Annotated in this window: 17 protein-coding genes; 3 read left to right on the forward strand and 14 right to left on the reverse strand. The window is 43.8% G+C overall.

All coding sequences use genetic code 11. The features are described from left to right. Positions 1-18: 18 nt before the first annotated feature. Both NCY57_RS03720 and NCY57_RS03725 read right to left on the reverse strand, forming a co-directional pair. The gene (locus NCY57_RS03720) at positions 19-387 is read right to left on the reverse strand and encodes a metal-sensing transcriptional repressor (RefSeq protein ID WP_118752591.1); all 369 of its coding nucleotides are present in this window, start codon (positions 385-387) and stop codon (positions 19-21) included. 14 nt (positions 388-401) lie between these two features. Continuing rightward, the gene (locus NCY57_RS03725; protein WP_015526956.1) at positions 402-629 is read right to left on the reverse strand and encodes a hypothetical protein; all 228 of its coding nucleotides are present in this window, start codon (positions 627-629) and stop codon (positions 402-404) included. A 173-nt stretch (positions 630-802) separates the two neighbouring features. On the opposite strand from NCY57_RS03725, the gene NCY57_RS03730 reads away from it, so the two are divergent. After that, positions 803-1,375, forward strand: a complete 573-nt coding sequence (locus NCY57_RS03730) for a xanthine phosphoribosyltransferase (RefSeq protein ID WP_015526955.1) — start codon at positions 803-805, stop codon at positions 1,373-1,375. 95 nt (positions 1,376-1,470) lie between these two features. Here the strand turns inward: NCY57_RS03730 and NCY57_RS03735 are convergent, their stop codons facing one another. The 12 genes from NCY57_RS03735 to rpmJ all read right to left on the reverse strand — a co-directional run bounded on the left by NCY57_RS03735 (position 1,471) and on the right by rpmJ (position 11,135). Then, positions 1,471-2,862 carry a substrate-binding domain-containing protein gene (locus tag NCY57_RS03735; RefSeq protein WP_250789497.1) on the reverse strand — a complete coding sequence of 464 codons (1,392 nt, stop codon included), beginning with the start codon at positions 2,860-2,862 and terminating at the stop codon, positions 1,471-1,473. A 13-nt stretch (positions 2,863-2,875) separates the two neighbouring features. Further along, the gene (locus NCY57_RS03740; protein ID WP_015526952.1) at positions 2,876-3,493 is read right to left on the reverse strand and encodes a WYL domain-containing protein; all 618 of its coding nucleotides are present in this window, start codon (positions 3,491-3,493) and stop codon (positions 2,876-2,878) included. Positions 3,494-3,502: 9 nt separating this feature from the next. Next, positions 3,503-4,231, reverse strand: a complete 729-nt coding sequence (locus tag NCY57_RS03745) for a type 1 glutamine amidotransferase (protein WP_015526951.1) — start codon at positions 4,229-4,231, stop codon at positions 3,503-3,505. Further along, positions 4,228-5,562, reverse strand: a complete 1,335-nt coding sequence (locus NCY57_RS03750; RefSeq protein ID WP_118608603.1) for a MurT ligase domain-containing protein — start codon at positions 5,560-5,562, stop codon at positions 4,228-4,230. Before NCY57_RS03750 ends, NCY57_RS03745 begins: the two co-directional genes overlap by 4 nt. 30 nt (positions 5,563-5,592) lie before the next feature. Next, complete coding sequence (locus NCY57_RS03755) at positions 5,593-6,408, reverse strand: phosphatidylinositol-specific phospholipase C/glycerophosphodiester phosphodiesterase family protein (RefSeq protein ID WP_250789498.1); 816 nt, start codon at positions 6,406-6,408, stop codon at positions 5,593-5,595. 268 nt (positions 6,409-6,676) lie between these two features. Further along, on the reverse strand, positions 6,677-7,417 hold the full coding sequence (locus NCY57_RS03760) for a LytR/AlgR family response regulator transcription factor (RefSeq protein ID WP_173740430.1): 741 nt from the start codon (positions 7,415-7,417) through the stop codon (positions 6,677-6,679). 198 nt (positions 7,418-7,615) lie between these two features. Then, on the reverse strand, positions 7,616-8,152 hold the full coding sequence (locus NCY57_RS03765) for a bL17 family ribosomal protein (RefSeq protein WP_021976084.1): 537 nt from the start codon (positions 8,150-8,152) through the stop codon (positions 7,616-7,618). A 91-nt stretch (positions 8,153-8,243) separates the two neighbouring features. Then, positions 8,244-9,203, reverse strand: a complete 960-nt coding sequence (locus NCY57_RS03770; RefSeq protein ID WP_059085345.1) for a DNA-directed RNA polymerase subunit alpha — start codon at positions 9,201-9,203, stop codon at positions 8,244-8,246. An 84-nt stretch (positions 9,204-9,287) separates the two neighbouring features. Further along, positions 9,288-9,881 carry a 30S ribosomal protein S4 gene (rpsD, locus tag NCY57_RS03775; protein ID WP_015526943.1) on the reverse strand — a complete coding sequence of 198 codons (594 nt, stop codon included), beginning with the start codon at positions 9,879-9,881 and terminating at the stop codon, positions 9,288-9,290. 16 nt (positions 9,882-9,897) lie between these two features. Beyond that, a complete protein-coding gene (gene rpsK / locus NCY57_RS03780; protein WP_015526942.1) occupies positions 9,898-10,290 on the reverse strand; it encodes a 30S ribosomal protein S11 in 393 nt (130 codons plus the stop codon). A gap of 55 nt (positions 10,291-10,345) precedes the next feature. Next, the gene (rpsM, locus tag NCY57_RS03785) at positions 10,346-10,714 is read right to left on the reverse strand and encodes a 30S ribosomal protein S13 (RefSeq protein WP_008707282.1); all 369 of its coding nucleotides are present in this window, start codon (positions 10,712-10,714) and stop codon (positions 10,346-10,348) included. A 307-nt stretch (positions 10,715-11,021) separates the two neighbouring features. After that, positions 11,022-11,135 carry a 50S ribosomal protein L36 gene (gene rpmJ, locus NCY57_RS03790; RefSeq protein ID WP_003022746.1) on the reverse strand — a complete coding sequence of 38 codons (114 nt, stop codon included), beginning with the start codon at positions 11,133-11,135 and terminating at the stop codon, positions 11,022-11,024. Between the two features lie 221 nt (positions 11,136-11,356). On the opposite strand from rpmJ, the gene NCY57_RS03795 reads away from it, so the two are divergent. Both NCY57_RS03795 and NCY57_RS03800 read left to right on the forward strand, forming a co-directional pair. Beyond that, complete coding sequence (locus NCY57_RS03795) at positions 11,357-12,088, forward strand: YoaK family protein (RefSeq protein ID WP_250789499.1); 732 nt, start codon at positions 11,357-11,359, stop codon at positions 12,086-12,088. Between the two features lie 319 nt (positions 12,089-12,407). After that, positions 12,408-13,133 (forward strand): UTRA domain-containing protein, encoded by a 726-nt coding sequence (locus tag NCY57_RS03800; RefSeq protein ID WP_059085343.1) that lies wholly within the window; start codon positions 12,408-12,410, stop codon positions 13,131-13,133. The last annotated feature ends 85 nt before the right edge of the window (positions 13,134-13,218 follow it).

The raw sequence follows: 13,218 nt of genomic DNA on the forward strand, positions 1-13,218 counted from the left end.
TCTCATGAACTCCTTACCTTACTTCATAAATCTGTCGATTGCTTTTTCCAGTTCCTTGATAGCATCCCTGTCTCCATGCTCCACTGCATCCACGATGCAATGTTCTATATGATCCTGCAGGATGATCTTGCCTGTATTATTGATCGCAGATTTTACGGCTGACAGCTGGATCAGCACTTCGCTGCAGTCACGTCCTTCCTCCACCATACGCTTAATGGATTCCATATGCCCGATGGCCCTGGAAAGTCTGTTGAGTACGGCCTTGGTCTGTGCGTGGCTGTGATGATGAGGATGTGTGCCATCGTGAGTATGCACATGTTCCTGATCCCCGTGGGTATGTTCAAGAACGGTTCCATCCTCGAGAACGTGCACATGTGTTTCTTTCATGTGTATTTCCTCCTTCAGATCTCCGTGAAAGAACAGCGCTGCCGAATCATAGATGTCTGAATGTCAAAAATGATGGTTCCGTCTTCCAGTACTGTCTTCTCGTAGGAGACATCCTTCCCCTGAAATTTCTGTTTCACATACGCTTCCGGATCTGCAATCTCCACTTCTTCCACAAATACATCACGCATCTGATTTCTCGGACATTTGTTAAAAATTTCCCAGATTACTTCGTACTCTTTCATCTGTGCCTGTTCCTTTCTTAGTCATCCTATCCATTATAATAATTTTATGTTTTTTTGTCAAAAATAATTGCACTCACGCAAATATTGTCGTATGATACATATTAAAAATATTACTGCTCTGTCCGTGGGCAGTAAACATATATTAATGTGATAAATCAAAGGAGATAAATTTCATGCAGCTTTTAAAAGACAGAATTCTGACAGACGGCGTAGTAAAAGAAGGAAATATTTTAAAAGTGGACAGCTTCCTGAATCATCAGATGGATATTGACCTGATCAACGAGGTCGGCAAAGAATTCAAGAAACGTTTTGACCACTGTCCAATCACCAAGATCCTTACCATCGAGGCTTCCGGTATCGGTATTGCCTGTATTGCGGCACAGTATTTCCATGTACCGGTTGTATTTGCCAAGAAAGCACAGAGTGTGAACCTTGACGGCGAGATGTACACCACCAAGGTAGAGTCTTTCACCCACAAGAAAGTTTACGATGTGATCCTTTCCAAGAAATTTCTCGGACCGGAAGATCACGTACTCCTGATCGATGATTTTCTTGCCAATGGCTGTGCACTTCTCGGTCTGATCGACATCGTTAAGAAATCCGGCGCAACTCTTGAAGGAGCCGGAATCGTTATCGAAAAAGGCTTCCAGTCCGGCGGACAGACCATCCGTGACATGGGTATCCATCTGGAATCCCTTGCTATCATTGATTCCATTGCTGATGGCAAACTTACTTTCCGTGAATAAGATTTATCATAAAAAATACTCCTGGAAACTTATATACATTGTTTCCGGGAGTATTTTTATTTTTATCACAGCCAGATCATGATATCATTTCTGATCTATGCATCTGCACCCTTTTCCGCTTTCTCTGAAGGTGTCGGAGTTACTGTTTCCTCCGGTGTCGGTGTTCCGGAAATTTCCGTTTCTTCCTTTTCCGATGAAGCCGATGCAGTTTCCGGTGTATTTTCATCTATATCCGGTTCTTCCGTCACCGTAGCTTCCGATGTCACTGTCGGCGTTGGTGTGGCAGTTGCCTCCGGCATGATCTCTTCCTCTTCATAATATCCGTCATCCACAAGCATCTGATAATTATCTGCATCGATCAGCTGGATATCACTGGTCACAGTTCCCACGATCTTGGTCCCGTTGTCATACTGCTCATAATCGGAGATCTCCGGCTTCTCCCCTTTCAGAAGAGCATCCACCATCGTCACACAGTCATTTGCCAGTACACGGTTATCAAACAGCAGATCATCCTCAATCTTTCCCTGGATCACAGCGGTCACTGCTTCTGCCTCACAGCCGCCTCCTGTGATCATAGGCCAGCCATCCTCTCCAGACACATGTCCTGCATCCTCCAGGGCATCCACAGCCCCAAGTGCAAGGTCATCAGCACCTGTGCAGATAATATCCGGCGCACCCTCTGTATAATTCTGAGAAAGGATCTCCGCCATATCATTCTTTGCGGTATTTCTTCCGGAACGCATCACTGCAGTATCATCAAAGGTCAGCTTTCCTGAAGTACATACCAGTGTTCCATCGTCGAAATATTCCTGAAGCTTCTCCAGCACGCCATTATAAAAGAACAGTGCGTCACGATCATCCGGAGAGCCCATAAGGAACTCAATGGTCAGAGTTTTCTTTTCTTCCCGGGCTTTCTCCAAATCCATTTTTTTTATGATGGAATCTCCCACCATTTTTCCTGCTTTTCTTGTATTAAAGGTAACATAATAGTTGACCTTATCTGTATCCATGATCAGCTGATCGTAAGAAATCACAGGGATAGATTTCTCATACACCTGCTCCAGCACATCGTTCAGGCTGTAAGCATCTGAAGGTGCGATGACAAGTGCAGAAAGCTCTTCATCGTCCAGAATGGACTGGATCTGTGATACCTGCGTATCACTGTCTTCATCTGCCCAAAATATCTCTGCATCATATCCATCATCTTCCAGTGTATTCTGAAGAGTTTCTCCATCAGCAGACCAACGGGGATCATCTGCTGATGAAGGCAGAAACACACCTACTTTCTTATCTGCTGCCGCAGTTTCTTTTGCAGTTTCTTTTGCTTCTTCCTCTGCATCATTGCTGTTTTTGGCTTTTCCTTCCGGGTCTTCAGACTCCACACTTTCATTGGCTGCCTCTGTCGCCTCTTTGTTTTTTCCACAGCCGGAAAAGGCTGCTGTAAAGACAAAAGCTCCCACAAGCAGGATTGCTGTTTTTTTCTTCATGATCAAATCTCTCCTATAAGCCTTTATAGTCCTTTGCCAGTGATTTCAGATAGTCTCTGTAGGCGGCTGCAGATTTCTTGGGTTTCAGGATACGTACACTGCCGCCCATCCCGGTCAGCCAGCCGTAGAATTTTCCATTTTCCGGAAGCTCTGCAGTTACCGTCAGATCTCCGCTATCTTTCATCTTATATTCTGCATCTGTACCGAAAAAGTCACGCACCTCCGCCTGTACAGCTCCGGTACAGAGAAGTTTTATTTCTTTTTTTATGGTTCCGGCTGAAGCCTCAAGAAGCTTCCGGTACCCTGTCACAGAGGTCTCATGAATATCTTTAGTTTCATGAATCTCCTTAGCTTCCGCAGTCAGCCCGGGTTCTTCAGACGGCTGTTCCTCTCCGGCACTCTCACCGGCAAGATAATACCCACCCGGCCGTTCTCTTGTATAACGGATATCCATTCCAAAAGAACGTAATACCTCCACATCATCATAAATGCTCTTTCGCTCTGCACGGATTCCCTGTTTCTCAAGATTCTCAAGGATCTTCTGCATAGATATTACCCGATGCTCCCCTGTTTCCCGCAGCATTTTTTCAAGGTACAGGATCTTCGCCTTCTGATTGTTTGATTTTGCCATACTGTCCTCTTATCCTTCGTTTTTTACAAAGCGATGGAAAATATAGGAGTTTGCCTCCTGTTCCTCGCTGTCGTCCAGTTTCTCAAGTTCGATCTTTTTACCGTATTTCTTTTCCAGTGCACGGCTGATCAGAAGATCTGCAAGCTGCGGGTTCTTGGGAAGAAGCGGTCCGTGAAGATACGTACCGATCACATTTTTGTATACAACCCCTTCCTCACCGGATTGTCCGTCATTTCCGTATCCTGACAGAACCTTTCCCAGGGATCTGTTGTTTCCGATGGTGGTACGCCCTCCATGATTTTCAAAACCTACGATGGGCATATCAAAAAGATCGCTCTGCATCACAATGTTTCCAATAAGGCGGCCTTTTCCCTGCTCAGTGCTCATATCTACAAGCTTCAGACCCTCGATCATTCCCTGATCCGTCTTATAATAATTTCCAAGGAGCTGATACCCTCCACAGATTGCGATCACAACTCCATTATCTTCCACATACGCCTTGAAATCCTTCTGGATTTCCTTCAGCTTTTCACATACCAGCATCTGTTCTCTGTCGGAGCCACCGCCAAGAAGTACGATATCCAGTTTGGAAAAATCGATTCTGTCATCCAGTTCATAAGCTATGGTTTCTGCCTCGATTCCTCTCCAGAGACAGCGCTTCATCAGACACTGGATATTTCCTCTGTCACCGTAAAGGTTCAGAAGATCCGGATATAAATGCCCTATCGTTATCTTCATTTCTCACCCTCCAGTTTCTTCAGGATATTTCTGGTGCCAAACAGCGCCGTATAATTTACAAGTACATAAAGATTGCCGCATCCATCCCCGATTCGTTTGCGGATGGCTGTCTCCACATCATTTTCCAGTATGGACGGGATATCCACATATTTCAGACGGAGGCGCATATCCTGACACCGGATACCACTGACTGTAATGGAATTGATATTGTCCCCTCCGAAAAGATCAAAATCCACATCCCAGAGCCAGGAGATATCTTTTCCATCCTGTGCATTATCATTGATCACAATGATGATATCCTTTGGTGATCCGTCCTGCATCACAGCTGAAATGTTCTGGTTAAAACCAGCCGGATTCTTGGCAAGATTCAGAACAACACTGGTGCCCTTGATCCGAAACTGTTCATTGCGTCCGTTTTCCGGATTAAACTTCCGGAGCATCTCATTAAAATGCTCCGCCTTAAAGCCTGCGGTACGAATTCCCGCATAGGCAGCCAGAATATTATACACATTATAGAATCCCTTATAATTGGCCACAATCCGTTTATCCTCCACTGTAAAGGCAATCTGATCATCCACCTTTACATCTGTGGCATCAAAGTCGATCTCCGGACGTTTAAAGCCGCATTTCGGACATCTGTAGTCTCCCAGCTGACTGTAATGATAGAAGCTGTAGATCAGCCTTTCTCCACAGCACTTACAGAACCGGCCCTCACGGATCTCGTTTGTTTTGTTCTCGATCACCGGTTTGCTGATCCCGTAGGTTACAAAAGGATTTCCGCAGTCCATGGCAAGATATGCAGACAGTGCATCATCACCATTGACAATGACCTTCATATCCGGAACCTTTTTCATCATTTCTTCCAGAATGTTCATAGTGATATCGATCTCACCATAACGGTCCAGCTGATCACGGAACAGATTGGTCATAACCATATAATCCGGTCTGATCCTTGTGAACACATGTCTTGTGGATGCCTCATCCACCTCGATACAGGCATAATCCGCATCCAGTTTTCCGCTGAATTTTGCCCCCAATACAAAGGCTGCCACAACTCCGTTGAGCATGTTGGAACCGGTATGATTGCAGATGACCTTTTTTCCCTCTGCCTCAAGGCCTGCGCACAGCATGTTATTGGTTGTGGTCTTTCCGTTTGTTCCGCATACTACAAATATTTTTTCTCTTACCTGAGAAGAAAGCTCTTCCAGGATATCCGGACAGATCTTCATCGCGACCTTACCGGCCCAGGTCACACCCTGCCGGCCCATAAGCTTACAGACATGTCCTGTGATCTTTGCTGCCATCACAGCAATGGTTGTTCTTATTTTCATAATCTTCTGATTCCTTTGTTTTTATTTCTCTTACCACAGATCTTCCGCTGTCAGGAAATCGGTACAGATTCCTTCTGCTCCCTGCGAAATGTATCTTCTGGCCTGGTCACGGTCATTAACCGTATAAACATACAGACTGATCCTGTTTTTTTCAAAGATCTTCTCCGTTTCTTCTGACCAATACTCCCAGTATACTGTTGCTGCCGGAATTCCCTTTTCTTTACAAAAGGATGCAATATACTCCAGCTCTTCCACAGAATACTCCTGCCACAGTGAATATACATAGGAAGGAAAAGAATAGAGCATGGCCGTTCCGGGAAACATTGCTTCATTGTAGATTTCCGGAATGATCCGATCCAGCGTCTCACCGGCACCTGCATTCCTGGCGATTTCCACATAATCACTGTAATCCTCCAGTGTTCTCTGATAATTGCGAAGAGAATACTGTTTGGAATCGATCAGCACATATGCATCCGGATAATCTTTCAGAAGAAGGAAAAAATCCTCCAGTGTCATGGGGGTGTATTTCCCATATATTTTACTTTGTCTGAATTCCTTTTCTGTAAGGACTTTTTTTCCGTTGCCATCCCACTGTCCCATGGAATCGTTCCAGTTATGCCTGCAGACCCATACTCCATCGGATGTCCTGGAAAGATCCAATTCAAAAAGACGAACTCCCTGTTCATACATGAACAGAAATCCCTCTCTGGAATTCAGGTAATCCTTTCCGTCCATACCTCCCAGAGCATGTGCAATGGTCCTGTAGTCCTTCCAGCTAAATCCTCCTGATGTATTCCGGGCAGCTTCTGTTTCCGGGAAACTTCCTCCCAGAAGAAAAAGCGACACAAACAGTATTTCCAATGTCAGTATAAAACGTCGCATCATCTCAGGCAACAAAAAAATGCACAAGACGTAAAGGAAAACATTTCCTCGCTGCTTTCCTTTTTATCTTCTGCAAATTTATCATATCCGGGAACCTGTCCCAAATCATTCCTATATTGTTTCTGTCCGGTAATACCAAAAGTCCCACCGACCATGTTTATCATCCTTTCGCATACGTGTAGTCGTATTTCATACATTACCGATTGTACGCTAAAAAAGGATAATAATCAAGTTAATCCTCTTCTTCCTCGTCATATTCCTGCTGAAGTCTCAGATATTCATCATATTTCTCGTGTGCATTCCGATTATAGGATCGGGAGATCGGTATTACATGCTCTCCGATATGGAAGCTGTCATTTTCAGCTCCTGTGACCCGTTCCATATTTACTATAAAACTCTGATGACACCGCAGAAATGTACCGTCGTCAAGCTGTTTTTCGAAGTCTTTCAGCTTACCTCTGCACTGGAGTATGCTTCCGTCTGTCCTATGGAAATTCACGATATGCAGACTGCTGGTAATATAGCTAACCTGACTGTAGCGTAAAGTATACACACGGGCACGATACTGAAAATGGATCACCCGCTCATCATTCCCGTCGCTAAGTCGCTTCTTCAGTGGTTCCATTACATATTCCAAAGTTTCTTCGGTTACAGGTTTCAGTAAATAGTTATATGCAAACAGGTCAAAAGCATTTCTGTAATATTCATCGCTTCTACTCATAAAAAGCACTGCCACTGACATTTCTTTTTCACGTATCTTCCGTATTGTTTGCAGTCCGTCTACTTTCTTTGAATCAATGTTCACAAAGATTGCATCATAAGGTTTCCTTTTCTTTTCCAATTCTTCCAATAAAAGCTCGCCGCTTTTAAATATCCGAATTTCTGACCCTGGAACGATCCGCTCAAGCTGTTTGTGAAGTTTTCTCGCATCCGCCTGCATATCATCACAAATGGCAATGGTCATCATCGTCATATTTATGTATCCCCTTTTACTCCATCATTGTTACTTTTTGTTCTATATATTATACCATGATTTGTTATTCAAATTATGATATCTTAATGTAATTTATGGTCGAAAACCCACCATTTATGCATTTTTTCGAGTTTTTTGGAATATTAAAAAAGGACATCTGCATTTCTGCAAATGTCCTTTAAATCGGTCAGAAGTAAATTATACAAGCTCGATAAGAACTTCCATTGCTGCATCGCCTTTACGCTGTCCGATCTTAACGATTCTTGTGTAACCACCGTTACGATCTGCGTATTTCGGAGCGATCTCGCTGAACATCTTGTCAACCATGTCAACTTCTTTTGTATTTTTCTTTCTGCCAGCGCCCTTAGCAGGAACCTCTGTTACAGGATAGAAAACTTTCATCATCTCACGACGTGCATGAAGTCTGGAAGGAGCATCTTTCTTGATCTCTTTCTGAACTTCATCGTAAACTGTTTTCTTTTTGCCGTCTACGACTTCTTTTACACGTTTTCCGTCAGCATCTTTACGAGCAACCTTAGCTGTTACTGTAACTGTCTCGAAATTGTCTTTCTCACGTACAGCCATAGCGATAAGTCCCTCAGCGATCTTACGAATCTCTTTAGCCTTAGCTTCTGTTGTCACGATCTTTCCGTGATGAAGAAGGTTTGTAACCTGATTTCTGAGAAGTGCTTTTCTCTGGTTAGATGTTCTGCTTAATTTTCTATATTTTGCCATTTTATTATCCTCCATCTGTGGGACACCAGGACATGCTTGTTCGGTCTTACTGCCCTGCTGCTGACACCCCACTCATTACTCTGTTTCCGGATTATTCCTCTGTAGGCTGGAGCTGAAGTCCCAGCTCTTTGAGTTTTGCAAGTACTTCCTCTAAGGATTTGCGGCCCAGATTACGAACCTTCATCATATCGTCAGAAGTCTTGTTGCATAATTCTTCAACCGTATTGATACCGGCTCTCTTAAGGCAGTTGTAGGAACGAACAGAGAGCTCAAGCTCATCAATGCTCATCTCCAGAACCTTTTCCTTCTCATTGTCTTCTTTCTCGATCATAACCTCTGCGGTCTTAGCATTCTCGGAAAGATCAATGAACAGGTTTAAATGCTCGCTGAGAACCTTCGCTGCAAGGCTGACTGCCTCATCCGGATCAAGTGTTCCATTGGTATATACATCCAGTGTAAGCTTGTCGAAGTCAGTTACCTGACCAACTCGTGTATTCTCTACGATCATGTTGACTCTGTCTACCGGTGTGTAGATCGCATCCACTGCGATCATACCGATCGGCATGTCATCGGTTTTGCCTTTGTCTGCACTGATATAGCCACGTCCCTTGGTAATGGTAAGCTCCATGGCCAGTCTGCAGTCTTTTCCACCGTTCAGGGTTGCAATCACCTGATCCGGGTTCATGATCTCAATATCCTGATCTGCCTGGATATCAGCTGCTGTAACAACACCTTTGCCCTCACACTCAATGTATGCGGTCTTCGGCTCATTGTCACTGCTGTGATTCTTAATGGCAAGAGATTTCAGATTCATGATGATTTCGGTCACATCTTCCTTCACGCCCGGAATAGAGCTGAATTCATGAAGTACACCATCGATCTTCACCTGGCTTACTGCAGCTCCCGGAAGGGAGGACAGCATAATTCTTCTTAAAGAATTGCCAAGGGTAGTACCATAACCTCTTTCCAGAGGCTCTACAACGAATCTTCCAAACTTCTTATCTTCGGATATTTCGGTAATTTCGATTTTTGGTTTATTGAAATCAAACACTATAAGGTTCCCTCCTTCTGGGTTAATCAACATTCGAGGGTATTACCAATTTTTATAACTGTAGACACAGTAAACAGTTACTAATTATTTAGAATACAGCTCGACGATAAGCATCTCGTTTACAGGAACATCGATCTGCTCTCTTGTAGGAAGCTCTTTAACTACACCCTTCAGGTTCTCCTGATCAACGTCGATCCACTCCGGAACAAGTCTTCCGCCAGTGATCTCAAGGATTCCTTTATATCTCTCAGAGCCTTTGCTCTTCTCTCTGATCTCAATTGTGTCTCCTGCTTTGCACAGGTAGGACGGAATGTTTACACATTTTCCGTTAACAAGTACGTGCTTGTGATCTACGATCTGACGAGCCTCTCTTCTTGTTCTGGCAAATCCCATACGGAAGACGATGTTGTCAAGTCTGCTCTCAAGCATAACCATAAGGTTCTCACCTGTCTGGCCCTGCATTCTGTCGGCTTTCTTGTAGTAGTTACGGAAAGGTTTCTCAAGAACTCCGTAGATAAATTTTGCTTTCTGTTTCTCTTTTAACTGAAGACCATACTCAGACACCTTGCGGTTTGCACGTTTTAACTGTCTTGTGGACTTCTTATCAATTCCTAAGTAAATCGGATCCAGGCCAAGGGATCTGCATCTTTTCAGAACAGGTACTCTATTTACTGCCATTTCAACTACCTCCTAATTAGACTCTTCTGCGTTTTGGTGGACGGCATCCGTTGTGAGGAACCGGAGTTACGTCACGAATGCTGGTTACTTCAAGTCCGCATGCCTGAAGCGCACGGATTGCAGCTTCACGGCCTGAGCCCGGGCCTTTTACCATAACGTCTACTGTTTTTAATCCATGAATTAAAGCAGCCTTTGTTGCAGTCTCTGCTGCCATCTGTGCTGCATAAGGGGTAGATTTCCTTGAACCTTTAAATCCAAGACCACCGGCACTTGCCCATGAAAGAGCGTTTCCTTCGTTATCTGTCAGTGTGACGATTGTATTGTTGAAGGAAGACTGAATGTGTGCCTGTCCGTGTTCAACGTTTTTCTTGACACGACGTTTTGTCGTTTTCTTTGTAACTTTTGCCATTTTAAAACTAACCTACACTTTCCTTTTATTGAAATTAATTAGTTATATCTATAAATTATTTCTTCTTGTTTGCAACAGTTCTCTTCGGTCCCTTGCGAGTTCTCGCATTTGTCTTAGTCTTCTGACCACGAACCGGGAGTCCTTTACGATGACGGATACCTCTGTAGCATCCAATCTCCTGCAGTCTCTTGATGTTAAGGGCGATTTCCCTTCTCAGATCACCTTCTACTGTCATTGTCTCATCAATAACAGCACTCAGTCTCTTAACCTCGTCATCAGTCAGATCTCTGACACGTGTGTCAGGATTAACCTCTGCTTTAGCAAGAATTTTGTCTGCGCTTGGTCTACCAATTCCATAAATGTAGGTAAGACCGATTTCAATACGTTTCTCTCTTGGTAAGTCTACACCAGCTATACGAGCCATGTACTGTTTCCTCCATTTTCTGTTTCTGAAAGTTCCGCATATCGTATGTCACTTGCTCTCGCAAGGTGAAATGGGACATATCGACCTGCCGCTTTCTTTTCTAGTTTCCTAATTGGGGTGCCTCGGTAAAACACCCAGCTGTAATTGGCGAATCACAGCCTTTCCGAAATTGCGGATCTTAACCGCTGTTGCCTCTCGGTATTAGGCAATACATGCTTATTATCTGTTCAGTAAAACAACCCTGCCGGGTGTTTCATACTGCAGCCGCACGTTTCACAAACATTCCAAAGAAGTCCCGATATGGAAATCAACCCTGACGCTGTTTGTGCTTCGGGTTCTCACAGATGATTCTGATGGATCCCTTTCTCTTAATGACCTTGCACTTCTCGCAGATCGGCTTTACAGATGATCTTACTTTCACTGGAAATCCTCCTTCCGTAAATTAGTCTCATATCTGCAGTTTCACAGGCGCACTCATACACAGTATTTGCGCGCTTGAAATATATACTAACACCTGTTTTCCTGAAATGCAAGAAAAAATTTAAAAAATTTTTGATTTTTTTTACAGGCTGTATTATAATGGGTGGCAAAGTCCGGCAGACATATGGAATCTGCCTATTTTAATGAAAGGAATCTTTACATATGCATACGGAAATGAAATATCGTTTTCTGATACATTACACCTTATCTTTTATCGGTGGATACCTGGGGCTTTATGCCATTGTGTCAAGAGCAGATCTTTTCGGCAATGCCCAGACAGCCAATCTTCTTGGTGTTGTGCGGGATCTCATAGGCAGGAATTTTTCGGATATGCTTCTGCGTGTGGGTGCGCTTCTCATATATATGGCTGCTGTTATCCTTACGGTCTGGATCCCAGAGCATTTTTCCGCAGATCTTCGTTTTATCAGTATCGGGATCGATATCTTTGCGATCCTGCTCCTGGGATTCTTTCCTTCCGGAATGTCTCCGGTTGTGGCTCTTTACCCCGTGTTCTTTGCAATGCCTTTCCAGTGGTGTACCTTCAAGGCTCCCGGCGGATATAACAGCTCCACGATCTTTTCCACCAACAACCTTCGCCAGTTCACCACAGCTGTCACTCAGTTCCTTATGAAAAGGGACAGCGCACAGTGCGATAAAGCAAAATTCTACGGAATGACGCTGCTTTCTTTTCATACAGGTGCAGCTTTGTCTCTGATCCTGTATATGACCTGCGGTCTCTCAGGTATATGGCTCTGTCTGGTTCCTGCCTTCTATGCTGTATGGCTGATCAGTGCAGACCGGAATACCACAGTCGATACACCGGCAGTTACCCGAAGCACAGCTTCTGACGGCAGCAGCTTCAGAAATCTTTCCTATAAGAAAAAAGAGGCCTGACTTTATTTTAGCTTTGATAAAATAAGAGGAAATGTGATCTGTTTTTACACTGTCACATTTCCTTTTTTGTTTACGCGTAAGCCCCTCTGGCGCTTACAGCTTATATGCGTTCGAAATCCAGTATCATGATTTTGAATGGCCGCAAATTGATTTCATCTATATTTCTCATACTATCCTCATAACATATCAATATGCTCTGTAACTTGTTTAAACATTCCACGGTATTTACATTGCGCTTACCGGGAAAATCTTTTATAATTATTCCAGAAATCATAAATCCTGCTATATATTTTTGACCGAACATGAATGGAGAATTGAAATGCCCAAAAGTATTTACGAAGATATCTATAAAGATCTGAAAATGAAAATAGAGGACAACACCTTTGCCTATCAGGAGCTTCTGCCTTCCGAAAACACTCTGATCCAGACTTACGGCTGCTCCCGCAATACCCTGCGACGTGCGGTCAGTCTTCTTGTCAGTGACGGCTATGTACAGACCATGCAGGGAAAAGGTGTCCGCAATATCTACCGTCCAAACGAGAAGACTGCTTTCACCATCGGAGAGATCGAAACCTTCAAGGAATCTGCTGCAAGGAACGGTCAGAATGCCCATACGGAGGTGGCTCTTTTTACAGAGCTTTGTATCAGCAAAAATCAGTCAGCTTACACAGGATTTCCCGCTGGTGCAGAAGTATATTATATTCAGCGTATCCATTATCTTGAAGATATCCCGCTGATCATCAACCATAATTATTTTCTGAAGGAATCCGTTCCCGGCCTTACTGCCGAGATTGCCAGTCATTCTATCTATGAATATCTGGAACAGGTGCTTCATATGACCATTGTCAACAGCAAACGTATCATGACTGTGGAAAAGGTTACAGAAATTGATGAAAAATATCTTCATCTGAATGTAAAGGATTATAACTGCGTGGCTGTGGTGTCCAGCCAGACTTATAACAGTGACGGTGTGATGTTTGAGTATACCCAGTCACGGCACAGACCGGATCATTTTCGATTTTATGATAATGCCCTGCGCCGATGAGCCCGGCTCATAACTGCTTCGCAGCTATACGGTTATGAGCAGGTGACAAATGTGGCTCACAAATATCCGCCTAGATCTGTATAGA

The sequence above is a fragment of the Blautia sp. MB18-30 genome (assembly GCF_023669475.1).
Lineage (GTDB): Bacteria > Bacillota > Clostridia > Lachnospirales > Lachnospiraceae > Blautia_A > Blautia_A fusiformis.